The organism is Actinopolymorpha sp. B17G11, assembly GCF_040196095.1.
In the GTDB taxonomy this organism is placed as follows: Bacteria; Actinomycetota; Actinomycetes; order Propionibacteriales; family Actinopolymorphaceae; genus Thermasporomyces.
Genome location: NZ_JBEFTW010000001.1, coordinates 36,108 through 61,574, shown reverse-complemented (window position 1 = coordinate 61,574; position 25,467 = coordinate 36,108). Strand labels below are relative to the sequence as shown.

Annotated in this window: 24 protein-coding genes, 1 pseudogene and 1 riboswitch; of the genes and pseudogenes, 10 read left to right on the top strand and 15 right to left on the bottom strand. The window is 69.0% G+C overall.

From position 1 onward, the window contains the following. Positions 1-6: 6 nt before the first annotated feature. Complete coding sequence (gene groL / locus ABN028_RS00280) at positions 7-1,641, bottom strand: chaperonin GroEL (RefSeq protein WP_349329681.1); 1,635 nt, start codon at positions 1,639-1,641, stop codon at positions 7-9. A 254-nt stretch (positions 1,642-1,895) separates the two neighbouring features. On the opposite strand from groL, the gene ABN028_RS00275 reads away from it, so the two are divergent. Continuing rightward, entirely contained in the window at positions 1,896-2,330 is a 435-nt protein-coding gene (locus ABN028_RS00275; RefSeq protein ID WP_349329682.1) for a nitroreductase family deazaflavin-dependent oxidoreductase, read from the top strand. Between the two features lie 158 nt (positions 2,331-2,488). Here ABN028_RS00275 and ABN028_RS00270 read toward each other — a convergent pair whose 3' ends face one another. The 5 genes from ABN028_RS00270 to thrC form a co-directional block, all read right to left on the bottom strand. Then, positions 2,489-3,223, bottom strand: coding sequence for a hypothetical protein (locus tag ABN028_RS00270; protein WP_349695147.1), 735 nt, complete (start codon positions 3,221-3,223; stop codon positions 2,489-2,491). A 272-nt stretch (positions 3,224-3,495) separates the two neighbouring features. Then, positions 3,496-3,696 carry a cold-shock protein gene (locus ABN028_RS00265; RefSeq protein ID WP_349329684.1) on the bottom strand — a complete coding sequence of 67 codons (201 nt, stop codon included), beginning with the start codon at positions 3,694-3,696 and terminating at the stop codon, positions 3,496-3,498. A 547-nt stretch (positions 3,697-4,243) separates the two neighbouring features. Further along, positions 4,244-5,848, bottom strand: a complete 1,605-nt coding sequence (locus ABN028_RS00260; RefSeq protein ID WP_349695146.1) for an alpha-amylase family protein — start codon at positions 5,846-5,848, stop codon at positions 4,244-4,246. Positions 5,849-5,967: 119 nt separating this feature from the next. Then, entirely contained in the window at positions 5,968-6,243 is a 276-nt protein-coding gene (locus ABN028_RS00255) for a MoaD/ThiS family protein (RefSeq protein ID WP_349329687.1), read from the bottom strand. Then, positions 6,240-7,523, bottom strand: coding sequence for a threonine synthase (gene thrC, locus ABN028_RS00250; RefSeq protein ID WP_349695145.1), 1,284 nt, complete (start codon positions 7,521-7,523; stop codon positions 6,240-6,242). Before thrC ends, ABN028_RS00255 begins: the two co-directional genes overlap by 4 nt. Before the next feature lie 13 nt (positions 7,524-7,536). Continuing rightward, positions 7,537-7,713: riboswitch (SAM riboswitch) on the bottom strand. Positions 7,714-8,070: 357 nt separating this feature from the next. Between thrC and ABN028_RS00245 the strand changes: the two are divergent. Then, positions 8,071-8,329: pseudogene (locus ABN028_RS00245) on the top strand (IS1380 family transposase); the annotation flags it as partial. 18 nt (positions 8,330-8,347) lie between these two features. On the opposite strand, the gene ABN028_RS00240 reads toward ABN028_RS00245, so the two are convergent. Next, complete coding sequence (locus ABN028_RS00240; protein WP_349329690.1) at positions 8,348-9,259, bottom strand: LysR family transcriptional regulator; 912 nt, start codon at positions 9,257-9,259, stop codon at positions 8,348-8,350. 72 nt (positions 9,260-9,331) lie between these two features. Between ABN028_RS00240 and ABN028_RS00235 the strand changes: the two genes are divergently transcribed. Then, positions 9,332-10,369 carry an aldo/keto reductase gene (locus ABN028_RS00235; RefSeq protein ID WP_349695144.1) on the top strand — a complete coding sequence of 346 codons (1,038 nt, stop codon included), beginning with the start codon at positions 9,332-9,334 and terminating at the stop codon, positions 10,367-10,369. A 64-nt stretch (positions 10,370-10,433) separates the two neighbouring features. Here ABN028_RS00235 and ABN028_RS00230 read toward each other — a convergent pair whose 3' ends face one another. The 3 genes from ABN028_RS00230 to ABN028_RS00220 form a co-directional block, all read right to left on the bottom strand. Continuing rightward, complete coding sequence (locus ABN028_RS00230; RefSeq protein ID WP_349695143.1) at positions 10,434-11,702, bottom strand: serine hydrolase domain-containing protein; 1,269 nt, start codon at positions 11,700-11,702, stop codon at positions 10,434-10,436. Between the two features lie 92 nt (positions 11,703-11,794). After that, a complete protein-coding gene (locus ABN028_RS00225) occupies positions 11,795-12,211 on the bottom strand; it encodes a DUF2178 domain-containing protein (RefSeq protein ID WP_349329693.1) in 417 nt (138 codons plus the stop codon). Further along, on the bottom strand, positions 12,195-12,392 hold the full coding sequence (locus ABN028_RS00220; protein ID WP_349329694.1) for a helix-turn-helix transcriptional regulator: 198 nt from the start codon (positions 12,390-12,392) through the stop codon (positions 12,195-12,197). The genes ABN028_RS00225 and ABN028_RS00220 overlap by 17 nt, the downstream gene beginning before the upstream one ends. Before the next feature lie 346 nt (positions 12,393-12,738). On the opposite strand from ABN028_RS00220, the gene ABN028_RS00215 reads away from it, so the two are divergent. Beyond that, positions 12,739-13,971, top strand: coding sequence for a hypothetical protein (locus ABN028_RS00215; protein ID WP_349695142.1), 1,233 nt, complete (start codon positions 12,739-12,741; stop codon positions 13,969-13,971). 74 nt (positions 13,972-14,045) lie between these two features. On the opposite strand, the gene ABN028_RS00210 is transcribed toward ABN028_RS00215, so the two are convergent. From ABN028_RS00210 to ABN028_RS00200, 3 genes are read right to left on the bottom strand one after another with little or no spacing between them, the layout of a single operon-like run. Beyond that, a complete protein-coding gene (locus ABN028_RS00210; RefSeq protein WP_349695141.1) occupies positions 14,046-14,684 on the bottom strand; it encodes a hypothetical protein in 639 nt (212 codons plus the stop codon). 13 nt (positions 14,685-14,697) lie between these two features. Then, positions 14,698-15,303, bottom strand: a complete 606-nt coding sequence (locus ABN028_RS00205) for a DUF4352 domain-containing protein (RefSeq protein WP_349695140.1) — start codon at positions 15,301-15,303, stop codon at positions 14,698-14,700. Next, positions 15,300-15,977 carry a hypothetical protein gene (locus tag ABN028_RS00200; protein ID WP_349695139.1) on the bottom strand — a complete coding sequence of 226 codons (678 nt, stop codon included), beginning with the start codon at positions 15,975-15,977 and terminating at the stop codon, positions 15,300-15,302. Before ABN028_RS00200 ends, ABN028_RS00205 begins: the two co-directional genes overlap by 4 nt. Positions 15,978-16,027: 50 nt before the next feature. On the opposite strand from ABN028_RS00200, the gene ABN028_RS00195 reads away from it, so the two are divergent. The 6 genes from ABN028_RS00195 to ABN028_RS00170 all read left to right on the top strand — a co-directional run bounded on the left by ABN028_RS00195 (position 16,028) and on the right by ABN028_RS00170 (position 24,202). After that, complete coding sequence (locus ABN028_RS00195; RefSeq protein ID WP_349695138.1) at positions 16,028-16,669, top strand: hypothetical protein; 642 nt, start codon at positions 16,028-16,030, stop codon at positions 16,667-16,669. A 115-nt stretch (positions 16,670-16,784) separates the two neighbouring features. After that, positions 16,785-18,239 (top strand): alpha,alpha-trehalose-phosphate synthase (UDP-forming), encoded by a 1,455-nt coding sequence (locus tag ABN028_RS00190; protein ID WP_349695137.1) that lies wholly within the window; start codon positions 16,785-16,787, stop codon positions 18,237-18,239. Between the two features lie 138 nt (positions 18,240-18,377). Continuing rightward, a complete protein-coding gene (locus tag ABN028_RS00185; RefSeq protein WP_349695136.1) occupies positions 18,378-19,472 on the top strand; it encodes a glycosyltransferase in 1,095 nt (364 codons plus the stop codon). Positions 19,473-19,511: 39 nt separating this feature from the next. Further along, a complete protein-coding gene (locus ABN028_RS00180) occupies positions 19,512-20,888 on the top strand; it encodes an O-antigen ligase family protein (RefSeq protein WP_349695135.1) in 1,377 nt (458 codons plus the stop codon). Between the two features lie 24 nt (positions 20,889-20,912). Then, positions 20,913-22,220, top strand: a complete 1,308-nt coding sequence (locus tag ABN028_RS00175) for a glycosyltransferase family 4 protein (protein WP_349695134.1) — start codon at positions 20,913-20,915, stop codon at positions 22,218-22,220. After that, the gene (locus ABN028_RS00170) at positions 22,220-24,202 is read left to right on the top strand and encodes a hypothetical protein (protein ID WP_349695133.1); all 1,983 of its coding nucleotides are present in this window, start codon (positions 22,220-22,222) and stop codon (positions 24,200-24,202) included. The genes ABN028_RS00175 and ABN028_RS00170 overlap by 1 nt, the downstream gene beginning before the upstream one ends. 91 nt (positions 24,203-24,293) lie before the next feature. Here ABN028_RS00170 and otsB read toward each other — a convergent pair whose 3' ends face one another. Both otsB and ABN028_RS00160 read right to left on the bottom strand, forming a co-directional pair. Further along, a complete protein-coding gene (gene otsB / locus ABN028_RS00165) occupies positions 24,294-25,136 on the bottom strand; it encodes a trehalose-phosphatase (protein ID WP_349695132.1) in 843 nt (280 codons plus the stop codon). 22 nt (positions 25,137-25,158) lie between these two features. Continuing rightward, the gene (locus ABN028_RS00160; RefSeq protein ID WP_349329742.1) at positions 25,159-25,458 is read right to left on the bottom strand and encodes a DUF3263 domain-containing protein; all 300 of its coding nucleotides are present in this window, start codon (positions 25,456-25,458) and stop codon (positions 25,159-25,161) included. Positions 25,459-25,467: the final 9 nt, after the last annotated feature.

The window sequence follows — 25,467 nt, the reverse complement described above, 5'->3', positions numbered from 1 at the left end:
TGGGACTCAGAAGTCCATGCCACCCATGCCACCAGACGGGTCGCCGCCCGCCGGTGCCTTCTCCTTCTCCGGCTTGTCCGCGATGACCGCTTCCGTGGTGAGGAAGAGGGCCGCGATGGACGAAGCGTTCTGCAGCGCGGAACGAACGACCTTGGCCGGGTCGGGGACGCCGGCCTTGAGCATGTCGACGTACTCACCGGTCGCGGCGTTCAGGCCGTGACCGGCAGGCAGGCCGCGCACCTTCTCCGCGACCACACCGCCTTCGAGGCCCGCGTTGATCGCGATCTGCTTGAGCGGAGCCTCCAGCGCCACCTTGACGATGTTGGCTCCGGTGAGCTCGTCACCCTCGAGGTCGAGCTTGTCGAACGCCTTGATTCCGGCCTGGACGAGCGCCACGCCGCCACCGGCGACGATGCCCTCCTCCACCGAGGCCTTCGCCGCGCGAACGGCGTCCTCGATCCGGTGCTTGCGCTCCTTCAGCTCCACCTCGGTGGCGGCGCCGACCTTGATCACCGCAACGCCGCCGGCGAGCTTCGCCAGCCGCTCCTGCAGCTTCTCGCGGTCGTAGTCGGAGTCACTGTTCTCGATCTCGGCACGGATCTGGTTGACCCGGCCGGCGATCTGGTCGGAGTCGCCTGCGCCCTCGACGATGGTCGTCTCGTCCTTGGTGACCGTGACCTTGCGGGCCCGGCCGAGCAGGTCGAGGCTGGCGTTCTCGAGCTTGAGACCGACCTCCTCGGAGATGACCTGGCCACCGGTGAGGATGGCGATGTCACCGAGCATGGCCTTGCGCCGGTCCCCGAAGCCGGGTGCCTTGACGGCAACCGACTTGAACGTGCCGCGCATCTTGTTGACGACGAGCGTGGCCAGGGCCTCGCCCTCGACGTCCTCGGCGATGATCAGCAGCGGCTTGCCCGACTGCATGACCTTCTCCAGGACCGGGAGCAGGTCCTTGACGGCGGAGATCTTGGAGTTGGCGATCAGGACGTACGGGTCGTCCAGCGTCGCCTCCATCCGCTCCATGTCGGTGGCGAAGTAGGCCGAGATGTAACCCTTGTCGAAGCGCATACCCTCGGTGAGCTCGAGCTCGAGGCCGAAGGTGTTGCTCTCCTCGACGGTGATGACGCCTTCCTTGCCGACCTTGTCCATCGCCTCGGCGATGATCTCGCCGACGCTGGTGTCGCCACCGGCGGAAACAGCCGCGACGGACGCGATCTGCTCCTTGGTCTCGACGTCCTTCGCGGCCTGCGCGAGCTGCTCGGTCACCCGCTCGACGGCTGCCTCGATACCACGCTTGAGGCCCATCGGGTTGGCACCGGCAGCGACGTTGCGCAGGCCCTCGCGGACCAGCGCCTGCGCCAGGACGGTCGCGGTGGTCGTGCCGTCGCCGGCCACGTCATCGGTCTTCTTGGCAACTTCCTTGACGAGCTCGGCCCCGATCTTCTCCCACGGGTCTTCGAGCTCGATCTCCTTGGCAATGGAGACGCCGTCGTTGGTGATCGTCGGCGCGCCCCACTTCTTCTCGAGGACGACGTTGCGACCCTTGGGACCAAGGGTCACCTTGACGGCATCGGCAAGCGAGTTCATTCCCCGCTCGAGACCGCGTCGCGCGTCCTCGTTGAACGCGATGATCTTGGGCATCTAGCTGGATCCTCCCCCAGTCGGGTGGATGTCGTGTGGCCGGCCCGACGCCCGCGACGGACGGCCCCTCACCATGCCAGGGGCCTCGCCGAACCGCCCTGCAGCGGATTGTCACTCGCGACCTTCGAGTGCTAAGCACGTGTTTAGCACTCGACCGGGGAGAGTGCAAGCGGCTGGCCTGCCGGTGGGGTCGAACACGGGAGCTAGCATCGGGTGCTCATGGCTTGCGGTGATCGGCTGGGGAGGGGTGGAACGTGGTGTCCGAGGCGGAGGAGGCTCAGGACAGCCCGGTGGACTGGGTAGCTCAGCACACCCGCCACTACCTCGACACTGGGCGTACTGGAGACCAGCTGGGCCTGCCGGCATTGCTGTTGACGACTCGCGGTCGCAGGTCGGGCAAGTGGCGGCGTACGGTCTTGTACTACGGCGAGGACAGCGATCGCTATCTCCTGGTGCCGTCGAACAGTGGGCTTCCTGAGTACCCCGCGTGGTATCTCAACCTGCTCGAGCATCCCGAGGTACGCATACAGATCGGCTTGGAACCAGTCTTTACCGCCTGCGCCCGCCTTGCGACGGCCGAGGAGCAACCGCCACTGTGGGCCACGATGGTGTCGATGCTCCCGGACTACGAGACGTATCGATCGATGAGCGGCCGTGACTTTCCGGTCGTGATCCTGCAGCGGACATGATCTTCAGCGATTGGAGTCGGGCTGGCTTGACACCGGCCTGATGCCGGTTCATTGCGGTCTTCGTCCGAGCATACGGGGCGATTTGGTGGGGCGAGACCCCGCCAGTCGGGATGCGGGATGTCGTGTGCCGACCCGGCACTGCCAGACAAAACCCTCATCTAGAGGTGGCCGCTGAACGGGTCGTCGGCGAGCGCCCGCAGGCCGGCGGCGATCTGCTGGGCCTGCTGGTCGTACGGCTGTGGCCGCGGACCAGTCGAGATCGCGGCCGCCACCAGGCGCAGCTGGTCGGGAGGAAGCAGCCTGCCACCTCTGCCGCGGAGCATCAGGCGTACGACCTTTCCGGTCGTGACCTCACGAAGGACGAGGAAGGGAATGCGGCGGCCGGTCCTGACCGTCGTGGACGACGTGCCGTGGGGGCCGTGGGTCGACACGGTCCTGGTCTCCGCCGCCGAGTCGACGCTCACCGCAGAGGTGGCCAGGTCACACCTGCTTGTGCCGAACGGCCCCCGGGCCACGAGCACCGTTCCCCGCAACCAGGTCCGGCAGCGCCGAATCCACTTCGCCAGCGCCACCGCCACGCCCACCGACATGCCCAGGAAGAACAGCCCTACGACGACCGCGACGATGTCCCTCTCCACCGCGGAGAACACCAGCACGAGGATGCTGATCAGTCCGATGAAGAACACGAGCATGAAGCCGAGGGCAAGAAGACATCCGAACCCGAGCTGCTGCCCGCCCACCACCGCCCGGGCGTCGAGCGGGATCTGCTCGGCGGGCAGGGACGTGGGCATCGCCGGATCGTTGGCGGCACCCTGCGCCATGGTGGCAGGCGGCTCCTTCGGGGCTTTCTCACCGCGCAGTTCGGCGAGCCGTTCCTCGGCTGAATCGGCCATTGTCAGGCCCTTCTCTTCAAGGCTCCGGAGCCTGCAAGGCCCAAAGTGGAGTCGACGTGACGCTCGCAAGAGTAGGGCGCGAAAGCGGCGTCCGGCTTTGGTTGTCCACAGCCCTGAAAACTTCCGGACAGCTCACCGGGCCGGACAGCTCACCGGGTAGCCGCCGAAAAGTTGCGGAATCCCGAAGAAGAGTTGAGGCCCGGACGGTTAGCCCGTCCGGACCCCAATCAGGTTATGCGACCGGGCCGCGAGGGCTCGGTTTCGAGCCGGTTTCAGAGGGGTCGAACTCCGTGCGCCTCGAGTCCTTTCGGACCCTCGACGGCTTCGAACTCGACCGACTGGCCATCAGCGAGTGACTTGTAACCGTCCATCTCGATCTTCGACCAGTGAACGAACACGTCATTCCCGCCGTCTACGGCGATGAAGCCATAGCCCTTCTCGGCGTTGAACCACTTCACGGTGCCCTGCGTCATGACCTTCTCCTCAAGGCCGTTCGGGTGCAGACCCGCCCGGCGCGGGCCTGGGTCGTCCATACCGCACCCGTCCCCATGAGGAGGCGTTGCGATCGATCCGCGCGTTTCCGTTTCCCACCGCTAATCGGTCGAGCGACTTACGCACGATCATGCCGACCACGCCCGACCATAGCCCAACCCCCAGGCCATTGGGGAGATGGAAAGTCGATCTCATTGAGTCCGAGACCGGTCCAGGCCCTTGAACAGCGGGGAGTTTCCCGCCTGACGAAACAGCTATGACACACAGGGCTTTGACAGATGATCGGACAGCCGAAGTGTGCAGCCGAACTGTGCAGCGGGACGATGCGACCACGCATCGTGAATGAATCGACAGTTTCGTAGCGCTCCGCAGTCGCGGTTGCATCGATGCGCTCGCTGGGACGAACTGTTCATCGGCACAGCAGAAATCGTGTGTGTGCACGGATTCGGAGGACATCGACCGCACGCCGGACAGACCCGCGGTCAGCGCCGCGGTACGAGGACGCTGCCTCTCCCCGGCGGGCACGCCTCAGGTGGCCAACAGGTTGGCGCCCCAGGGCTCGGTCCAGTCGTAGACGTGCAGTCCCTCGTTCGTACGCCAGCGTCGGGGGTCCGTTGCCCGCAACCAGTCGAGCGGTTCGACGCCGCCCGGGGTTCCACCGTCGAGTGCCAGGCGCACCGCGGAGCGCAGGTCCGCGTCGGCCGACGGAGTGCGTGCCGCCGGGTCGACCGACACGAACAACGCCGTGCCCGAACGTGCCACCAGGTCGAGGAACTGGCGGTTCCTGTCCCACGGCGTGTCCGGTGTGCAGGGTACGCAGTCGGCGTCGGCGACGAAGAACCTCTCGTGCTGGGCGAGCCGGAACGCCAAGGAGTTGACGCCCATTCGCCTGGTGCGTTCCCAGGCGCGCCCCGACGTGTCGTCACCGATGCGTTGCACCTCGACCAGACCGGCGGCCAGCTGGCCGACCGTGTTGCAGCCGATCACGACGGCATCGCCAGCGGCTTCGCGGATGACGCGATAGAGCCTGAGCAGAATCTCTGCGTTCGTACGGCTGCGGTCGGCGAAGTGCCAGCCGCCGTCGGTCAGGCTCACGCCCATCGCCGGACCGAAGCGTCCGAACGCGTCGAAGGTCGAGAAGTCATGCTTGACGAGCTCGAATCCCCAGCCCACAAGGCGACTGACGTCCTCGCGGATCGTGTCAAGGTTGGCTTGCAGGGTGAGGTCGAGCGGCTGCTCGCGAGCCGGTCGCGGCCCGGGGCGCAGCCGACCGGGATCGTCGACGGATGACAATGCGGCCGGACGCATCCAGATGCCCGGACGTGCACCCCGCGAAGCGATGTCGGCGGCGAAACCCGCCATGTCGTCGAACAACCCTTCCACACCGGCGGTCCACGGACCGCCGGGGCACACACCGCCAGGGCTCCATCCGGCATCGACCACGCAGTAGGGACGGACCGGATGGCCGTCGGCGTACTCCACGATCGTCTCAGCGTCGCGAAGGATCTGTGCCGGGCCGAAGTCGCGGCCGTACGCGTAGTACCAGTTGTTGCAACCGACGACGGGATCTCTTACTGGTAAGGGATCGTCACACATCGCTGCCGTCAGCCGGCACTGGACCGCGTACGCCGACTCGCCTGGATCCCCGCCGACGGTGACGACGGTCGCCGCGTCGAGAACTCGATCGCCCAGCAGCACGGGCGATCCGCCGCTCCGCACGTCGATCCAGCAGGACACGCCATCGGCGTCGACGGTCCAGGAACAGAAGGCGTTCGGACGAACCCGCACACCCATGCCGGACGTCGTGCCGGTCGCCTGGTCGTGGCCCAACCACGACCACGGCAGTAACCGGTCTGGTTGGAGGGTCCGCCACTGCAGATCGCCGTACGAGCGCTCCCATGCATCACCGAGTACGAGGGTCGACTCGGGGTGTGGCTCACGCCAGCGCAGGACCACCCACGAAAGTTCCCGGCGGGGAGACGCCACCTGGACAGCACGGCCGCCGGTGACGGTCGGAAGACTGACCTCGACCTCCGAGGACGTGAAACGGCCTCCGTCAAGGTGAGCTTGACGGGGGCCGTCACGATGGTCGTGGACGACGAACACCGCGTCCGGAAGCTTCAGGGAAGGCACGTGGACTTCCTTTCCGGAGACTCCGGGAACCGGGTTCAGCAGTCAGTGACCGGAACTCGGGCCGCCCCACGAGCGGGCCCCCGCCAGCGAGCGGGCTCTACTGCCAGCGACGGTGCGGTTCAGCCGCCGGCGACGGCGGGGATCACCGAGACCTGAACGCCTTCCGGTGTGGGGGTTTCCAGGCCGGAAGCGAAGCGCACGTCCTCCTCGCCGACATAGACGTTGACGAACCGGCGCAGCTTCCCGGCGTCGTCGAGCACCCGGGCGCGGATGCCGGGGTACTTCGTCTCCAGGGAGTCGAGCACCTCGCCGAGCGTGGCACCGTCCGCGTCCACCTCGGAAGCGCCGCCGGTGTAGGTGCGCAGGATCGTCGGAACTCGTACCTTCACGCTCATGCGAGCCCTGCCTTCGTGAATGCGTCGTACGTCGGACGGATGGTTGCCGCAGGTCCCACCTTGCCGGCGATGGCGTCCAGCGTCTTCAGTCCGTCGCCGGAGTTGATGATGACGGTCTCCGCGTCAGGGTCGAGTTGCCCGGTGTCGATCAGCTTTCTCAGCGTCGCGACGGTGACGCCGCCGGCGGTCTCGCCGAAGATCCCCTCCGTGCGCGCGAGCAGCGCGATGCCCTCGACCACCTCGTCGTCACTGACGTCCTCGACGACACCGCCCGTGCGTCGGCAGACATCGAGCACGTACGGTCCGTCGGCAGGGTTGCCGATCGCGAGCGACTTGGCGATGGTGTCCGGACGTACCGGCGCCACCACGTCGTGGCCCGCCTTGAACGCCGCCGACACCGGCGCGCAACCCGTCGCCTGCGCGCCGAAGATCTTGTACGGCGCATCCTCGATCAGCCCGAGGTCGACGAACTCCCGCAGTCCCTTGTCGACCTTCACCAGCTGCGCACCGGACGCGATCGGGACGACGACCTGCTGGGGCAGCCGCCAACCGAGCTGTTCGGCGATCTCGAAGCCCAGCGTCTTGGAACCCTCGGCGTAGTAGGGCCGGACGTTGACGTTGACGAACGCCCAGCTCTCTTCCTCACCGGCGATCTCGCTGGCGAGCCGGTTGACGTCGTCGTAGGTGCCTTCGACAGCGACCAGGGTGCCGCCGTAGACGGCGGTCGTGAGGATCTTCTGCTGTTCGAGGTTGTGCGGGACCATGACGACGCTGCGGATGCCCGCCCGGGCAGCGGCCGCGGCGACGGCATTGGCGAGGTTGCCGGTCGACGGGCACGCCAGCACCTGGAACCCCAGCTCGCGGGCCGCGCTGAGTGCGACCGCCACCACGCGATCCTTGAACGAGTGGGTCGGGTTGGCCGCGTCGTTCTTGATCCACAGGGTCCTGACACCGAGGGCGGCGGCCAGGCGGTCGGCACGGACGAGCGGGGTGAGGCCGGGTTCCGTGTTGGGGAACGACGCGACGTCGGTGGGCACCGGCAGGAGCGCCTGGTAGCGCCAGATGTTGGCCGGCCCCGCGGCGAGGTCGTCGCGGGTGATCTGCGGGTAGTCGTAGGCCACCTCGAGGGGGCCGAAGCATTCGGTACAGGCGTACTGCGCGCCGAGTTCGGTGGTCGCGCCACACTCGCGACATCGCAGACTCGTGGCGTTGCCGAACGCACCGGGGCGGGGGGTCTGCGCGGCGCCCGTCGTGTCGGCGCCGGCGTACGTGGTCGTCATGAGAGGCCTTCCTTCCTCATCTTCCTCAAGCGTCCGAGCCGGCCCAGGGATCTCCTGGTCGGGTCGTCGTGAGCCGGACTTGGCACCGTGTCCGCCGCGGGGCCTCTGATGCACGCGAGACACACGCGTCGGCGGTCGGCCGGTTGCCGGGGCTTCGTCGGGCCGGTCCCTCTGCCCCTCTGGATGAGATTCCTTGTTGAGTTGTTGTCGGCGAGCGTAACTGACCCGTCTCCGAGATCGTCCGGCAGGACCAGTATTCGAGACGGTTGTCCACCATCGGGACGGTGGCGGTCGGTCCCGCGCCGTGAGGAGCCGCAAATGACCACGCTGGGTAGGCGACAGGACCCCCGCCATGCGTCCACGCATGTGTCGGGTTCCGGGGGCCTACCCAGCGTGGTCATTTGCCTGGCGATTCGGCGAAGGTCGCCAAGGGTCGCTAAGCCCGGACCCACCGACGAATTGGGTGGGATGAGAGTGGCGTGGACCTGTTGCGGCATGGCGGCAAGCGTCCCTCGGGTCTTCGACCGGGCGTACACGCCGTCGACGTTGGGGTTCTTCCTGTGTGCGCGGGCTGAATGCGTTGCTGGCTACGGTGATTGCCGCGACCGGCGCGCCGGTGGTCGTGGCGCAGCGGCTGCGCAAGGGCTCGACTGGCTCACCACGCGGCGCGAAGCGGCTGGTCAGCGACGCGCTGAAGACCATCCGTGGCCTGACTGCCGCCAAGCCGCTGGTCCGGGCGGACTGGGCGTTCTTACGGACGCGGCCTGGGTGCTGTCGGCGGTCCCGCCGGCGCCGATGTGTCGATCGCTGGCTCATCGGACGTCTCACCGGCTGGCGTCGCCCGTCGCCATTGACGAGGCATTCTCGGCGACGGCAAGGAATCTGGCCAAGGTCGGCGACTGGTTGCTCGCCGACCAGGCCAGCGCCATGTCCCATAGTGGAAGGTCGTCCTGGATCGGGCGGTAGACCACCTGACTCGCATCGTGCGGTGGTGTTGGAGAGATGAGAAGCGAGACGCCCAGGTCGGCGGCGACGAGTGCGGGGATGGTCTGCACCTGAGCCTCCTGCACGATCCGCGGGCTGAACCCTGCGGCCAGACAGTAACCGATGATCGTGTCATGGACGATCGGCCCGGAATCTCTGATGAAGAACACGAATGACTCGTCGGCCAGTGCGGCGAGGGGAATACGTTCGTATCCCACGAGCCGGTGGGTCGCCGGCAGGGCTGCCACGAGCGCGTCGCGCGAGATCACCTTCTTCGTCAGCCCGTGCAGCGCCATGACGGGCCGGAGCAGGCCGACATCGAGATGACCGCTGCGTAGGGCCACGCTCTGTTCCAACGTCGTCATCGTGCGGGCGTTGACGACGACGTCCGGATATGCAGCACGGAAGGTACTGACGAGTCGCGGAATCGCATCGTAGGTTGCCGACTGGACGAATCCCAGCCGTAGGGAGCCAACCTCGCCAGCGTGCGCGCGTTTGGCGTCGCGTACGACTTCGTCGCTACGGGCAAGGATCTCGCGGGCCCCGGCGACCACGACCTCGCCAGCCGGAGTCAGGACGAACCGCCTTCGTGCACGCGAAAAGAGAGGGACACCGAGGTCCTTCTCCATGGCGGCGATCTGCCGGCTAAGCGAGGGTTGGGTGACGCCGAGCCGCTCGGCCGCACGACCCACATGCAGCTCATCCGCGACCATCAACAGGGCGCGCAGCTGGCGCTGCGAACTCGATATCATGCGCAAGATGATATGAGAGCACAACGATTTGGGCATTGGACGCATCAATCGCTGGCTCATAGCCTCTCCTGCATGACAACGGTGAAGGCGATACGCCCAATGGACACCAGGAAACTTGGCCCGCTCCAGGTGACCCGGCTCTGCCTCGGCACGATGCTCATGGGCGGCAAGACGCCGCGCGACGAGTCGCACCGGATGCTGGACCGCTACCTCGAGGCCGGCGGCAACTTCCTCGACACCGCGGACGTCTACGGCGACGGGGAGTCCGAGCGCACGCTTGCGCCGTGGCTGGCCTCGCACCGCGACGAGGTCGTCGTGGCCACGAAGGTCCGCATGCCCGTCTCCGACCCGCCCGGGAAGGGCCTCGCCCCTGACCGCGTGCGCGCGGCGTGCGACGCGAGCCTGAGGCGCCTGGGCATCGACGTGATCGACCTCTACCAGGTCCATGCACCGGACCCCGACACGCCGCTCGAGGACTCGCTGGAGGCCCTCGACGGGCTTGTGCGCGCCGGTAAGGTGCGCGCGCTTGGCGCCTCGAACTTCCCGGCGTGGCTGCTCGCCTGGGCGGTCGGGCTGCAGGACCGCAACGGCTGGGCGCCGTTCGTCTCCCTGCAGCCGCAGTACTCGCTCGTGGAGCGCTCGATCGAGGTGGAGGTCCTGCCGTTCTGCCGCGCCGCCGGCATTGGCGTGATTCCGTGGGGGCCGCTAGGGGCCGGCTTCCTGACCGGAAAGTACTCGCGCGACACCGAGCCCCCAGAGGACTCGCGGATGGCCGGCGCGGGCGACAACCTCGAGGAGGCGCGCCACCGCCGCGCGATCGAGCGCAACTTCCGCGTGGTCGATGAGGCGGATGCGATCGCGCGCAACAAGGGTGCGACGATCGCGCAGGTCGCGCTCGCCTGGCTCCTCGGGGTCGAAGGCGTGGTCGCGCCGATCGTTGGCCCCCGCACATTCGAACAGCTCGATGACCTGCTCGGAACGATAGACGTCACGCTCACCGAAGAAGAGCAGGCGCGGCTGGCCGCGCACACGCCACCGCCGGAGATGTACCCCTACCGGATGCTCTCGCAGCAGCTCGGCCTGGGGGAGCTCGCGCAGCTGAAGCGCTAGACCTTAGCCCCGGATCCTCAATTCGTCGGTGGATCCGGGGCTAAGGATCGCCGAACGGCCCGGGCTAGTCGCAGAGTGCGGCGGCCGCGACCTGCTCGGCGGTGGGGTTCAGCGTCCCGTCCTCCGTCATGATCCACGCGTTGGCGCCGACCGCGGCCTGGCGGGATCCGTCCGGGGTGGTGAAGACGGCGCTGTAGTAGCCGAACACCTGGCCGTTGTGGCCCCATGCGACACCGCCCGGCACGCACGGCACCTCCACGGGATAGATGCCGAGCCCGTAGCCGAACTCGCCGACGTTCCTCATCTCGTCGAAGAGCGGCTTCGGCAGCAGTCTCCCGGAGAACAACGCCCGCAGGAACGTCAGCTCGTCTCGCGTCGTGGACACCACGCCACCGGCAGTCCGCAACCAGCTCATGGAGTACGTCGTCGTGTCGAACAACGGCTTGTCCGGCCCGTCCTGCAGGTACCCACGCAGGTGCCGGCCGGCGATCACCGGGTTCGCCACCGGGTAGGACGTGTCCCTCATGCCAAGCGGCCCGAAGATGCGGCGCGCGAACTCGACACCCACCGGCCGGGCCGTGACCTCCTCGATCAGCATGCCGGCGAGGACGTAGTTGGTGTTGGAGTACTCGTGGTGCGTACCAGGGGTTCGGCGCGGCTCGGGGTTGGTGAGGGCGATCCTCACCAGGTCGCGGTAGCTGAAGTAGTGGAAGCGGTTGCGGTCGTAGGACCAGGGTGGGGACGCCAGCATGGTGTCGGTGTGGAACCCGCTGGTGTGCTGCAGGAGGTGGCGTACGGTGATCCGCTCGTCGAGGCCCAGGCCCGGCATCCAGCGGACGACTCGATCGTCCAGACCGATCTTTCCTTCGGCCACGAGTTGGAGGACGACGACGGCGGTCATCGTCTTGGTGATGCTGCCGATGCGGTAGCGGTCGTCGGGGCGGGCCGGCCGGTTGGTGCGACGGTCGGCCACACCGCGCGCGATGGCCGTGGTCGCACCGTCGCCGGTGATGGTGGCGAGGGCGACCCCTGGCGTACCGGTCTCGATCACCTTCTCCGCAAGGCGTTCCAGCCGGGTCGTGGTCGTTTGGACGTGAGCCGCGGCGGTGCGGGCCGGGGCACCTGGACCGGAAGCACTATCCGGATGGGAGGCGGCGGCCGCCTCCGCGGGAGGAGCCGCGTCTTCTGCGGGAGGTGCCGCGGCCTCTGCGGGTAGAGCCGCGGCCTCTGCGGGTAGAGCCGGAGCGCCTGGGGAGGACGCACCAGCGACGATCAAGGGCGGCGCGAGCACGGCGACCAGCAGCCGGCGTACGGACATGATTTCGGGCAGCATGCGTCAAACCCCCAAAGAAACAAGGCTGATTGGTGGTGATCAGCGCCGGACGTAGCAGTCGTCGACGCTGGCCGCCGCGACCGGTTCGGCGCTCAGGTGCGACGGTTGAGCACCAGGAGCGAGACGACGTAGGTGACGCCCGCGACGAATCCCAGGAACGCCCAGGGGTCGCCGTGACCGCCACGAGCGATGTCGACGACCGCACCGCCCACGATCACGAGGGCGAGAATGTTCAACGTGTGAAGGGCCGCGCGTTGATGGATCTGCACATGCCGCTCCTCGTGCGTGTCGTCGCCAAGGAGTGCGACCGTGTCACTCAGGCGCGACCCGAACACCAGGAACAGCACGAGCACAACCATGAGAGCGATCATCGCCAGCCCCAGCCAGAGCCGGTCACTCACGATCGCCGCGACACCCATCGCGATGCCCAGGACCAGGCCCAGAACCAAAGCGGGCTTGGAGATTCGCCGGCCCGGGCGGCTGCGGCCGCGGTCATTCGTCGTCGACATGGAATACCTCCTCGACCGTACGCCCGAAGAACCGGGCGAGCCGGATCGCCAACGGCAGCGAAGGACTGTAGCGACCGGTCTCGATCGCGTTGACCGTTTGCCTGGAAACCTCGAGCACCTCGCCCAGGTCCCCCTGGGATAGCCCTTTGGCGAGGCGGAGTGCCCTGACGTCGTTCCGCACGCTGTCAAGCATGCTTTACACACTCCCGGGGTGTCAAGCTCGCTTTACAGGACGGCCGGGTACGATCCGGCGGGTGCCCACGCCCGCGCCGCCACCGATGCAGCCGTGGAGCACACCCGCACCGACACAACCTCCCGTGGGACCCGCACGATCGGGTCACCCACCCGCTGATCCACCGAGTCACCCACCGGCTGATCCACCGAGTCACCCACCGGCTGATCCACCGAGTCACCCACCGGCTGATCCACCGGGTCCCCCGCCGGCTCAGCCGCCGAGTCTGTCCGAGCCACCAGGACAGGAATCCACCCTCGCACGACCGCGACCCTCATCACCTGACGCCCTCCGGTTGCCCGCCCGCGCGGCTGGTCTGCTCGCCGGCTACTGGGCGCCGATGCTGGTGTGGTTCGTCGCGGGCTACCTCGCACACAACCTGGTCCTGCGCGGATCGGCGTGGCTCGCGCACCGCAACCAGTGGCTGGGTTTCGCCGGCCTGTCGATCGGCGTACTCGTCCTGCTCGCCTCGACGATCATGATGTTCCATGCCGTAAGACCAGGGCTCGTCCCGTTCGGCGGCCGGCGACGCGGTCATGCGGCGGGCGTTCCAGGCGCACTGCCAGCCCAGGAGCCGGCGAAGTCCCGCATGGTCGACGAGATCGCCGAGGCGATTCTTCCGTTCCTGATCTTCTACGGCGCCTGGGGACTCTTCACCGACGAGGTACGCGAGTGGGGGGTGCAGGTTCTCAACCAGGACATCACCGGGGGGATCGGCGTTCTCGGCGTCCTCACCACCCTCACTCCGATCCCGCTCGCGGTCGCGATCGGCAGTTGGGTCATCCGCGCGATTCTCGAGTTCGTCTACAACCGTCGGGGTGGCAGACTGCTGGGCGTCGGCGTAGCGCTGTTCGAGGCGAACTGGATGTTCTTCGCCGTCATCTCGGTCTCCATCGTGATCGGACAGGGGATCGACTGGTTGACCAGCCGGGTCGTGTGGGTCGATACCCGCGACGCGGCCGGTGCGGTGTTCTCGATGCTGGACGGCTGGCTGCCGGTCTCGCCGTTCGAGTGGATCGGGGCCACGTGGGCGACGTTGACCGACCAGTTCGGCGGCGTCGTGGCCGACGGCGTTCTGCTCCCCCTGCTCTGGCTCATCATCACGGCGGTCGTCTTCGGCGAGGAGATGGAACGCGACGGCAAAGTGATCGCCCGGACCCGCCTAGAAGGCGCGGGGACGCTCTTTGCGCGGTTGCCCGCCCGGGCGCAGGTGGTGTCGGAGCTGTTCACTCGAGAGATCAGGGAGAAGTGGACGCCGGTCGTCGTCGGGTTGCGGTTCGTCCTCGGCGCAGGGGCGGCCTTCTTCCTGACGTTCTGCCTGCTGTACGTCTGTGTCGAGGTGTTCACCGGCTGGGCGTTCATCGGTGTGAAGCATCTCGTCGGGCCGCACCCGTGGGACTGGTGGTGGCCATGGCTCGAACCCTTGCACTTCGCCGAACTGGGACTCCGCGAGGTACTGCGGATCGCGCTGCTCGCGGCCGCGTTCGAGATCTGCCTGGAGCACTCCCGCCGACCTGCCAGCCGCTGATCACTCCCGGCCATCTCCGTCTGCCCCCACCGCCGAGGGTGCCCTGCCGCGATGATCGGGGCGCGCTTCCATGATCATGAAGGGAAAGCGGGCCATAGGTCGACAGAACTTTCATGATCACGAACATGATCACGGGAGAACTCGAGGTAGCGGGGTGCGGCGTCGCGTACGCCGACCCGGAGGCGGAGCCGGGGTACGACGTCCTTGGGTACGACGAACGCCGTGACGACCTGTTGGCGCTTCCCCGCAACGATAGGCATCTGACCGAAGTCACCTTTCGGTGTGTAGCAGCCGGTGGGCAGGTCGGCTGAGCCCGCGAAGTCGGGTACATCCGTCGGCGCCGTCGCCCACACGCGGCCGTCGTCGTCGGTCGCCGAGAAGTCACACGCCTCGATCCGCTTGGCGGCCCGGGCGTCCCGCGGAGTCACCGAGAAGGCGGCGTACAGCACGACGGCCTTACGCGGCAGCTCGACGTCCTCGGCGGGCGGCCCGGGCGCGGTGCTGGTGAGCTTCCAGCGGGCGCCCGCGTAGTCAACGGACTCGTCCGCCGAGGCGGTGACGGCCTCGTGCATCGGACCGCGGACCGCGTCGCGTTCGAGGTGGTACTCCACCCCGACGGCGAGCGGCACCAACGCCAGCAACGCGATCAGATAGGGCGCCTGGCTACGCCGGGTCGCCTGCCCGCTCATCGCCGTACCCCGTCGGTCGCGCACCCTGCTCCAGCGCTCATGGACCGTACTCCACCGGCCCGATGGTCAGTTTCGGTGCCGCGTCGTCGACCAGGGCCCGCGCCGCCTCGGCGTCGAGCCCCAGGTCGACGACCGCCTCGGGTGACAGACGCCCGCCACCACTGATGGTCTCGTTACGACCGATCCGTACGACCGAACCCGCGAGCTGGTCGGGCGGGATCTCGAAGACGATCCGGCCGCGCCGCGGAATGCCCGGCTCGGTGGAGAGGTCCTCGGTCAGCCGGGTCGACAGGTCGCCGCGCTCGGACACGTAGTACTTCGTACCGTCAGCCGCCTCGAGGAAGGTCTCGGCGTGCGCCGTCGCCTGCCAGTCATCGGTCAGGGTCGCGGTGAGGACCACCCAGATCCCGTCGGTCCGGGCCGGTGGACCGGGGCTGAACCCCTGCTCGGCGAGGACACGGGTGAGGCGGACCTTCGACACGGTGACGGTGAACCCGCCCGCGTCGATCAGTTCGCCGACGTCACCGCGGGTGGAGATCGGGCCCATCCGTTGCGTTGAGTCCGGCACCAGCCGGTGCATGCCGACGATCGCGGCCAGCAGCAGGACGCAGGCGGCCACGGCTCCCAGGCGGCGGAGCGTCATCGCGTTGGCTCCGCCACCGGCAGCCGGAGCCGGCCTGCCAGCCGGTCCTCCGTGGCGACCCGCCAACGCGGCGTCTCGTCGATGAACCCGGGTGCGAACTCCAGGTGGTAGACGTCGACCTCGATCCGGTCCAGCCACGGCTGCCTCGCCGGCAGTTCGTAGACGATCCGCACCCGACGTGGCAGTCCGGGGTGCAGCTGCGCGGCCGATCGGTCGAGAGCCAGCACCACACCGGTGCGGTACTTCAGCGAGTCCGGTGAGTCACCGTCGATCGTGAGCCCGCTCGGGAAGCGTACGCGGACCGCGCGGTCGATGTCGGAGTCGAACTGCAGCGATTCCGGCGCGGTCAGCGCGACATCGGCCTCCACGACGAGGTAGCGACCGGAGTCGGCGTACTCCGGGATGCCGGTCGGATCCTTGGTGGCCGCCCAGGCCCGCCGCACGGTGAGGGTGAAGCGACCGGTGTCGACCGGCTCGCCCACCGTCGCGCGCGAGGGCTGCGCGGGTGGTGCCGCCCGCAGCCCGTCCGCGGCGGCGACGGCGACACCGCAGAGCGCGATCTCGCACACCAGCACCAGCCCCAGCAGGACATGTGGACGGGGTCGTCGCGCGGCCGGGCGCTGTCCCGCCGGGCGCTGGTGCCGGGCGGGCGACCGAGGGCCGGGGCTGGACACGAGCAGGGATCCTACGACGGACAGGCCGCCATGCGCGAGAAGATCGAGGAGTGGAGGAGTACGCCGACGACTCGCCCGGCCGGTCCGGTGGATCCGGGACAGGCCAACCTGGGACGCACGAGTCCGCGACCGGCAACCCTGCGACCGGCAACCCTGCGACCGGCAACCCTGCGACCGGCAAGTCTGGGACCGGCGCCGCAGCGGATCGTGCGGGCGCGCGTCGACGAGCCTGGACGGTGGGACGGGCGCTGCGGGCCGTGGTCCCGTTGGCCAACGCCGTCAACCTCTCCACCCCACTCGGCATCGCCGTCGCGGTCGCCGGCCGCGCCCGGCTGTCGCGCGGACCGCGCGGGCTGCTGCTCGGCACGTCGTACCGCCTCGGCGTCCCTCAGGCGGTCGCGTTCACGGTCGGCAACGTGATTCTGACCCGGCTCAGCAGGGACGATCTCCTCGCTCGACCAGCGCTGCTCGCGCACGAGGAACGCCATACCTGGCAGTACGCCGCGTGCCTCGGGCTGCCGATGATTCCGCTGTACCTCGCCGCGTGCGGGTGGTCGTGGGTACGGTCCCGCGACTTCGCGTCGTCGAACGTGTTCGAACGCCTGGCCGGACTCGCCGACGGCGGCTACCCCGACGCCAGACGTTCGACCGGGCGCGGGCGGGAACGGCCGACCGGGGATGGCACTGGGTGACCTCTTCCGAGGGGTGACCCCTTCCACGGGTGACCCCTTCCACGGGTGAGCGGTTCCAGGGGGAGCCGTGAGTCAGGCGACTCCCGCCGGAGCAGGTCATCTAGGCTCTGGTCGCATGGCGAGCGAAGGAAACACGAACGTGCTGCTCGCCTCCAACCGGGGGCCCGTCTCGTTCATCCACGCCGATGACGGTTCACTCACCTGTCGGGGCGGCGCGGGCGGGCTGGCATCGGCACTCGCCGCGGTCCCATCAGAGGTCGACGCCACCTGGGTATGCGCGGCCCTGTCCGAGGCCGATCGCGCGGCCGCCGCCTCGGCACCCCGTGGCCGGCTCGACCTTGCGGGCTACGACACCGGGACGGTCCCGGTCCGGCTGCTCGACATCGATCCCCACATCTTCGCGCAGGCCTACAACGGCATCGCCAACTCCACCTTGTGGTTCGTCCACCACATGCTCTTCGACATGGCCGACCAGCCGGTGTTCGACGCCACCTTCCGGCAGCAGTGGGCGGCCTACGGCGACTACAACGCGGCGTTCGCCGACGCCCTCGCCGAGGAGGCGGGACCCGGCACGCGGGTTCTCGTGCAGGACTACCACCTGAGCCTCACGCCGGGCCTGTTGCGCGAGCGGAGGCCAGACCTCGCGATCGGCCACTTCTCCCACACACCTTGGGCGCCACCGGACTACTTCCGGTTGCTGCCCGACGACGTTGCCGTCGCCCTGCTGACAGGAGTGCTCGCCGCCGACTATGCGAGCTTTCTCACCGCCCGTTGGGCCGAGGCTTTCCTCTCCTGCTGCGAGGTCGTGCTGGGGGCGAGCGTCGACCGGCGACGCGGCCTGGTCGAACACGCGGGACACCAGACGAAGGTCGGCGTGAACCCGCTCGGCGTCGACGCGGCGAGTTTTCGCGCCCGAGCGGACCAGCCGGACGTACGCGACCGGATGGCGGGCCTGCGGAGCCTGGTCGGTGGGCGGAAGCTGCTGGTCCGCGTCGACCGCGCCGAGCTGAGCAAGAACATCGTCCGCGGGCTGCTCGCCTACCGCGACCTGCTCCGCCGTCATCCGGAATGGCAGGGGCGGGTCGTCCACGTCGCATTGGCGTATCCGAGCCGGCATGATCTCGACAAATACCGGGAATACTCCGCCGCCGTACACCGGGTCGGCAAGGAGATCATCGACGAGTTCGCAAGTCCTGACTGGGACCCGCTCATTCTTTCTGTCGACGATGATTACGCCCGCTCGCTCGCTGCCTATCGAATGGCACACGTCGCCCTTGTCAATCCGCTTCGGGACGGCATGAATCTCGTCGCGAAGGAAATACCGACCGTCTCCGACGACGGCTGCGCCCTTGTGCTCTCACGCGAGGCCGGTGCGGCCGTCGAACTCGGCGAGGACTCCCTGCTCGTCAACCCGTTCGACATCCAGGAGACCGCGGACGCGCTGCATGTCGCGCTTTCCATGAGTCCCGCGGAACGCAAGGCGCGGAATTCCCGCCTGGCAATGCGCGCCGGTGCGCATCCTCCAGGTCGCTGGCTGGCCGACCAACTGGCCGAACTCACCAAATATTGATCCACATTAGTTTCCTCGCGCCTACATCACAAAACGGTGAAGTCGTCGATATCCTCGGACTCGTCACATTGACCGTGGATACCATCACCGGGATCTATTGAGCATCCGTACGCATATCGGGGGACCTGGATGCGAGTAATGGAGCGCACGCGAGGTCAGCCGGACTCCCGTGCCGCGACATGGCCGGGCGTGTCGGTCGTCATGGCCATCCGTGCGGGCGAACGCCACCTGCAGGCGACCGTTCGCCAGGTGCTGCGCCAGGACTACCCCGGCCCGCTCGAACTCGTCGTTGTCCTCGGCCCGGCACGCGACCGCACCGAACGGGTCGCGCTCGCGATCGCCGCGACCGACCCGCGCGTCAGACTGGTGGAAGCGCCCGAGGACCGAGCCTCCGGTGCACTCGCCAGTGCGATCCGCGAGGCGACCTACGACGTGATCGTCCGCGTCGACGGGCGCGGCATGCTCGGCCCCGGCTACCTCCGGCGCGCGGTCGAGGTCCTCGAAGGTACCTCGAACGGCGAGCAGCAGGGATCGTCGGCCGCGGTGGCGGCCGGACGCGAGTCCGCCTTCGGCGAAGCCGTTGTCCGGGCCATGGCCAGTCGCCTCGGCATCGACCGCGGCGACCGCGACAACGACGGAAGTCGCGGCAGCCGCCGCACCAACGGGCGTACCGGCCCGATGGACACCGTCTATCTCGGCGTCTTCCGGCGAGGCGACCGTACCCGGGACGGCCAGGTCCACCACGCCGGCGGCACGGTCTGGTTCACGCCGGAGATGCGCGTGACCTACCGGCCGCAGCCCACGCCACGCACTCTCGCCCAGCAGTTCTATCTCAACGGACAGTGGCAACACGCACTTCGCCGGCGTTACCCGGGTGCCTTCAAGGGGCGGGCCGTCGCCGCGCCGCTGGCAGCGATCACCTGCCTCCTCGGCCTCGTGGTGTGCGCGGTCGGCCTGCTGGCAATGTCTCCACCGCTCGTCGTCGGTGGGCTCGCCATCCCCGTCCTCTGCCTCATCACCGCTTGCCTGGGCGCGGCATTCGCGGGCCGGGGCCTTTCTGCGGGAGGCAAACTCTGGCTTCCGGTCACGCTCCTCATCACGCATCTGGCGTGGGGGGCCGGATTCCTCACCAGTCCACCGTTTCTGGGCCACCAGGTCGTCGGCCGATCCGACACCGGAACGGCCGGGGGCGCTCGTACCCGACACCACCTGACGACGCCCACCAACCGGTGAGCAGGACCACCCGCGCTCTGCACGCGAAGGCCAGCAGCAATGAGAAACTCGACCTTCTGGGTCATGGCCGGGCTGGCCGGTGCCATTCTCGGGCCGGCCGGGGCCGCGATCCTCTACTTCGTACCTGATCCCCTTGGGCTCGCGATCGTCAGCGGCCTGATCTGCTTCTTCTGCTTCCTCGCCCTGCCATGGCTGGTGCTGCCGGCGGCGATGGTCGGCGGTGCGCTCGCCGCCGTCATCACCGGTACGCAGGTCGCGGCGGGGGAGACCTGGATGGTGGCGGCCACCCACATCGGCGCCATCGCCGCGGGCACGGCCGCTCTCACCGCCCGGCGCATCCTCGGAGCGCCGCGCCGCGGTCGGCCGGTACGGACACCGGCCGACAAGCCGATGCTGCTGCTCGTCATCGTCGTCCTGATCGGTGCGCTCCACGGCCTTGCACAGGACTACCGGCCGGCCGACGTGCTGGTCGCGGCCTATCAGGTCGGCATCATCCCGGCGTACTTCTTCCTCGCCACCCACACGCTCACCACCCCGAGGAGGCGCGCGGCCGCGGCCGTCACCACGGTCGCCGGTGCCCTCGCGCTCGCGGCGATCTCGCTGGCCGGCGCCGGCACTGCCGGGGCTGAAGCCGGTGCTGGCATCGGCACAGCCCGCGCCGGCGGGACGCTCTCCGCCCTCGCGCTCGTCGTGCTCGCCGTGGTCGCGGCGCGCACGTCCGGATGGCGCCGCATAGGTGCGGCCGCTGGGCTGGTCGCGTTCGCGGCGGACGTCGTTCTCTCAGGTACGCAGGCGGTGTGGGTGTCGACCGTGGTCGCGCTGGCGGTCCTGCTGCTGTGGGGGTCCGCACGACTCCGCGTCCGGCTGGCGGTCTGCGCGCTCGCCACCGTCCTGCTCGCCGCCGGCGCCGCGGTCGTCAGCCCGGAGCTCTCCGGCCGGATGTCGACGATGACGGGCGAGCTCACTCAGTCGGCCGGCGCAATCGGTCCCGGGTCCGCCGTGGGCCTGCGCGCCTTCAGAGAAAGTCCGATCATCGGCACGGGGTTCGGGCACAGTACGACCGACAACGCGACTCCCACGTTCACGCCGTCCTCGTCCGGCCCGGTCTACTCCTCCTTCTGGACCACGCTGCTCGCCAACCTCGGCCTGCTCGGGCTGGTCGCGTTGCTGTGGCCGCTGGCGCTCGCCGGCCGTGCCGGGTTCAGGGACCGCAACGGTCTTCCGCTCGCGTTCGCCGCCCTCGCGTGTGGCTTCGCCATCGGCGGCGGTCTCGCGACACCGGCCGGCGGGCACTGGGAGCTCGGCCTGCTGCCGGCCCTCACCTTCCTCGCGGTCGCCGCCGCACCGGCCCAGTACCTGCCCCGGCCGCGACCCGAAGCGTCCCCCGCTCTGCAGGCGACGACCGGCCGGATCTGAACCCCCCGAGAAAAGCGAGACGACATGCATGTGGTGATGGCCATCGTCGGTGGGCGGACCGAACCCTGGGTCGACCTCATCGCCACGCTCGTCACGCGGCCCGACATCGAACTCACCGTCTTCGCCTCCAGGTCGTCTCCGCGAGCGCGGCGTGACCTGAACCTCCTCGCCCGAAAACACCCGCATCTGGCCTTCCACCACGCCCCCACGCTCCTCGGAGGCGCCGCGGGCGACCAACCGGGCGCGGTGGTGCTCCGCCCCGGCGCCGGGCGAGTCCTCAGAACCCTCCGGCCGGACGTCCTTCACATCATCGGCGAAGCCGGCTATCCGGCGACGTTCCAGATCCTCAGGATGCGCAGGAGGTACTGGCCGCATGTGCCGGCCACGTTGTACGCCACGCAGAACGTCCCGCACACCCTGCCCTTCCCGTTCGCGCAGATCGAGCGCCGGACGTACGCCTCGGTGCACTGCGCGTTCCCCATCACCCCGGCGGCCGAGAAGGTTCTTCGCACGCGGGGATACCGGGGCGAGAGCCAGGTCGTGCCCCAGGGCGTCGACACAGAGTTGTTCCGCCCCTATCCGCAGGCGCGGGCAGCCCGCGCGTCGGGACATCCGTTCACCGTCGGGTACGTGGGTTGGCTCGAACGCCACAAGGGAATCCCGGCTCTCATCGAGGCCGCGGAGAAGCTCGACTGCGACCTGGTGGTCGTCGGCCGGGGCAGCCTGACCCCAGCTGTCGAGGCGGCCGCGGCACGCCGCCCCGGCCGGGTCACGTTCCGGCCCAGGATGAACCGTTTCGAGCTGCCACGCCTGATGGCCGACATGGATGTCCTCGCCATGCCGTCGACGGAGACCGTCCGCCGCACCCTCGTGCCGTGGACCGAGGTGCCGGTCAGGGAGCCGTTCGGGCGCGTGCTGGTCGAGGCGATGTCCTGCGGTGTGCCGGTGGTCGGCAGCAACCTCGGCGAGATACCCCACGTGATCGGCCCTGCCGGGCTGACCTTCCGCGCCGGGGACACCGACGCACTGATCGCTCGCCTGGCCGAGATCCGCGACGACGACGCTCTCGCCCGCCGACTCGGTGCGGCCGGGCAGACCCGATCCCAACTCTTCAGCTGGAGCACGGTTTCCGACTCCATGTGCCGCACGTGGCAAGCGCTGGTTGACACCCATGTCGTCCCAGCCCGTACGTACGGCGTCCATCGTTCCAGCGCGCCGACCGCGCAATCACCGACCGCGCAGTCGCCGACCGCGCAGTCGCCGACCGCGCAGGCGCCGACCGCGCAGGCGCCGGCAGCTCGCCGAACCCGAGAAAAGGAAGGGCAAAGATAGTGAGTGCACCTCTCAGCCTGGGCGCCGCACTGCGGGCCGTCCGGTGGCCCGTCAGCATCCTGGCGCTGTCCATCGGCGGCGGGATCGCCGGCGCGCAGGCCATCACCACCCAGCTCCCACCGACCTTCGAAGCGAAGGCCTCCTCGGTGGTCGCAGGGTACGACGCCGAAGGCATCCCGACGATGGGCGAGACCGGGTCGGTCTCGCCGAGCTCCGCGGCGTCGAACCAACCCGGCGGGACGACGGAAGGTGGCGCCGACGGGGACGCTACGAGACGGGTCGGGTCCCACTACGACCCCGCCCTCGCGCAGGCCATGGTCGCGTCCGTTGCCCGGCTCGCCGAGTCGAGCGAGATCGCGCTGACGACAGCACAGGAGACTCGGCTCCCCCCTGACCTGGTGCTGGGTCACATCAAGGCGAGCTTCGAGCCTGGACTCGCGATCATCACCCTGACCACTGAGGCGAAGACCCCGCGCGACGCCGCGACGATGGCGAATGTCGCCGCCGACGCACTGCGCCGAAAGGTCGCGGGCGGCGCTCTGTCCGGTCGGAAGGGCACGCTGTACGCCCAGCCACTCGACCAGGCGACCGTGCCGACCAGTCCCGCGTCACCCAACCCGCTGCTCAACTGGGCCATCGGCGGTCTGCTCGGACTGCTCGCCGGCGTCGGCCTGATCTCCCTGCGCCGACGCTTCGACAACCGGCTCCGCAGCTGCGAGCAGATCGAGAACGAACTCGGGCTGCCGATCCTCGCGACGCTGCCACGGGTGGGGCGGAGCGGATTCCGGCACGGTGCCCGCAAGGCGTACAAGCGGCGGGCCATCTCGCGGCCGATCCGTACCGCCATCGCCGCGCTGACCCCGCTCACCGACCCGGCCGGCCGCCGGCTCCTGGTGACGAGTGCGTTCCAGGACGACGGGAAGACGTTCGTGTCGGCACTGCTGTCACTCGGGCTCGCCCAGCAGCACTACCACGTCACCCTGCTCGAGGGTCAGCTCCGGCATCCGCCCCTGGCCCGGCACTTCCCGGGCAGCTCGGCGCACACGGTCCAGCGGCTGCTCGGCGTCGACGATGCGGAGCTCGTGTCGTCCAGCCAGGTCGGGCTCCGGGTCGTGACGTCGGAGCCGACCGAACCCGAGATCAGCCGCGCCCTCCTGCGCAGCCGGCCGTTCGCCCGCCTGATGCACCTGGCGGCCGGGGTGAGCGACGCCGTCGTGATCAACGGTCCTGGCGTTCTCGCGAGCGGTGACATCTCACCACTGTCGACGCACGCCGACGCCGCGATCCTGGTCGTACGGGCCGGCGCCACACACATCTCCGACGCCCGCCGGGCGGTGCAGGTCCTGCGTCGGCTGAACGTCCCGGTCGCCGGTGTCATCGTCACCGACGCCGTCGACACCAGCACGGGGCGGCCGCAGCGGCCCGCGACACCGGAACACGTGGACGTCTCGCTGGCGAACGGACAATCGGCGCCGTTGGCGCTGATGGGTCGCGAGCAGGCGGACGAGGCGTCGAAGGGGTTCGGTGACCGGACCGAGGTCCACGTCCCGCGGAGCCTCCCACCTGGCAGGAGCACCGTGACCACTCCTGAGCCGCCGTACGCCGGCGACTCGACCTACGCAGGAGGGTCGACCTACGCAGGAGGGTCGACCTACGCAGGAGGGTCGACCTACGCAGGAGGGTCGTCGTACGCAGGAGGATCGAGCTACGAGGGCGGATCGTCGTACGCAGGGGGCCCGACCTACGGCAGCGCGTCGTACACCGTCAAGCCGCCCTCGGCGATGACCGGCTCGACCACCGCGACCGCACCTGGCCCGTCAGCCGTGGCCTCGACCATGCCCACCCGAGCGCCGAGTCCGGGCGAGCCACAAGACGACGCGGATCCGGACGACTCGATCGACCCGATGGACACGGCGGACGCTCCGGAGGCGGGCACGCCGGCCCGGCAGGCCGAACCAGCGGCACCGGCCAGTCGCCGCTGACGGTCCGTTCGATCGCGGCAGCCACGTCCAGGAATTTCAACCACAGCGTCCAGGAAACGCCACCACAGAAGGAGGAACGAACACAGAACAGCTATCCGAGGCGCGCTGCGAGCGCGTTGAAGTAGCTCACCACGCCGGGCGGGCCGTCGACCACCACGTCGGCCCGCCCGGCGAGTGCTGTCACCTCGGTGGATCCGGAGCACACCAACAGCCCGGCGATTCCCTCGCCCCGCAACTCCTCCACGGCGTCGTATGCCGGAAGGTCACCCAGGTCGTCGCCGGAGTACGCCACGCAGGACGCACCGACCTCCGCCACGAGGGCGCGCAGCGCGACGCCCTTGTCCATGCCCGGCGGTTTCAGCTCCAGCACCATCCGTCCCGGTTGCACGGTGAGTCCGTGTGCCTGGGCGAGTTCGGTGAGGCGGCCGGTGAGCAGGTCGGTGGCCGCCGCCGGATCGGACGTACGCCGGACATGGACGGCGACGGCCCGGCCCTTGTCCTCGATCGCCGTACCCTCCGGCGCACCCCACTCGCGAAGCAGGCCCGGTAGCGCGTCGCGGACCTCGGCGACGCCCGCCGGCACCGGCGGTGCGGTGATCTCGCCGGTCGTCGCGTCCCACCGCTCCGCGCCGTAGTGGCCGACGACGAGCAGACCGCCCAGGTCGGGCGCGTCCGCGAACCCGCCGAGACGTACGACGACCTCCGCCGGCCGGCCGGTCACGATGGCGACCGCGCGGAAGCGGGCGGCGAGGCGGGACAGCAGCGGCACTACCGCGGGATGTGCGTAGGCGGCGTCTGGATCGTCGACGATCGGGGAGAGTACGCCGTCGAAGTCGAACGCCAGCAGCGCCTCACCCGGTCGCTCGAGCAGGCAGTGGAGGCCGGCCTCACCCGCAGGCGTACGCGGGACGAGACGGTCTCCCGGAGATGTCACGGCTTCGCTCTGCGCGCCTGGATCAGACCTCGACGCCGAGCCGGCGCGCCGCCCTGGCGCGCTGTCGGCTGGAACGCAGCCGGCGCAGGCGCTTGACGAGGAGCGGGTCGAACTCGAGTGCGTCGGCACGGTCGATGAGGGCGTTGAGCACCTGGTAGTAGCGGGTCGCCGACATGCCGAACTGGTCGCGGATCGCCTGTTCCTTTGCACCTGCGTACTTCCACCACTGCCGCTCGAAGGTCAGGATCTGCTGGTCGCGGTCGGAGAGGTCATCGCCGGAGGTACGGGACGGGTTGGTGGCAGAAGCCCCGGGACCGAGCATCGGATCCAT

Coding starts and splice junctions, on each gene's coding strand:
- groL (WP_349329681.1), bottom strand. CDS start 1,641: ATGCCCAAGATCATCGCGTTCAACGAGGACGCGCGACGCGGTCTCGAG.
- ABN028_RS00270 (WP_349695147.1), bottom strand. CDS start 3,223: ATGGCCGATTCAGCCGAGGAACGGCTCGCCGAACTGCGCGGTGAGAAA.
- ABN028_RS00265 (WP_349329684.1), bottom strand. CDS start 3,696: ATGACGCAGGGCACCGTGAAGTGGTTCAACGCCGAGAAGGGCTATGGC.
- ABN028_RS00255 (WP_349329687.1), bottom strand. CDS start 6,243: ATGAGCGTGAAGGTACGAGTTCCGACGATCCTGCGCACCTACACCGGC.
- thrC (WP_349695145.1), bottom strand. CDS start 7,523: ATGACGACCACGTACGCCGGCGCCGACACGACGGGCGCCGCGCAGACC.
- ABN028_RS00240 (WP_349329690.1), bottom strand. CDS start 9,259: ATGATATCGAGTTCGCAGCGCCAGCTGCGCGCCCTGTTGATGGTCGCG.
- ABN028_RS00235 (WP_349695144.1), top strand. CDS start 9,332: ATGACAACGGTGAAGGCGATACGCCCAATGGACACCAGGAAACTTGGC.
- ABN028_RS00230 (WP_349695143.1), bottom strand. CDS start 11,702: ATGCTGCCCGAAATCATGTCCGTACGCCGGCTGCTGGTCGCCGTGCTC.
- ABN028_RS00225 (WP_349329693.1), bottom strand. CDS start 12,211: ATGTCGACGACGAATGACCGCGGCCGCAGCCGCCCGGGCCGGCGAATC.
- ABN028_RS00205 (WP_349695140.1), bottom strand. CDS start 15,303: ATGACGCTCCGCCGCCTGGGAGCCGTGGCCGCCTGCGTCCTGCTGCTG.
- ABN028_RS00190 (WP_349695137.1), top strand. CDS start 16,785: ATGGCGAGCGAAGGAAACACGAACGTGCTGCTCGCCTCCAACCGGGGG.
- ABN028_RS00185 (WP_349695136.1), top strand. CDS start 18,378: ATGGAGCGCACGCGAGGTCAGCCGGACTCCCGTGCCGCGACATGGCCG.
- ABN028_RS00180 (WP_349695135.1), top strand. CDS start 19,512: ATGAGAAACTCGACCTTCTGGGTCATGGCCGGGCTGGCCGGTGCCATT.
- ABN028_RS00175 (WP_349695134.1), top strand. CDS start 20,913: ATGCATGTGGTGATGGCCATCGTCGGTGGGCGGACCGAACCCTGGGTC.
- ABN028_RS00160 (WP_349329742.1), bottom strand. CDS start 25,458: ATGCTCGGTCCCGGGGCTTCTGCCACCAACCCGTCCCGTACCTCCGGC.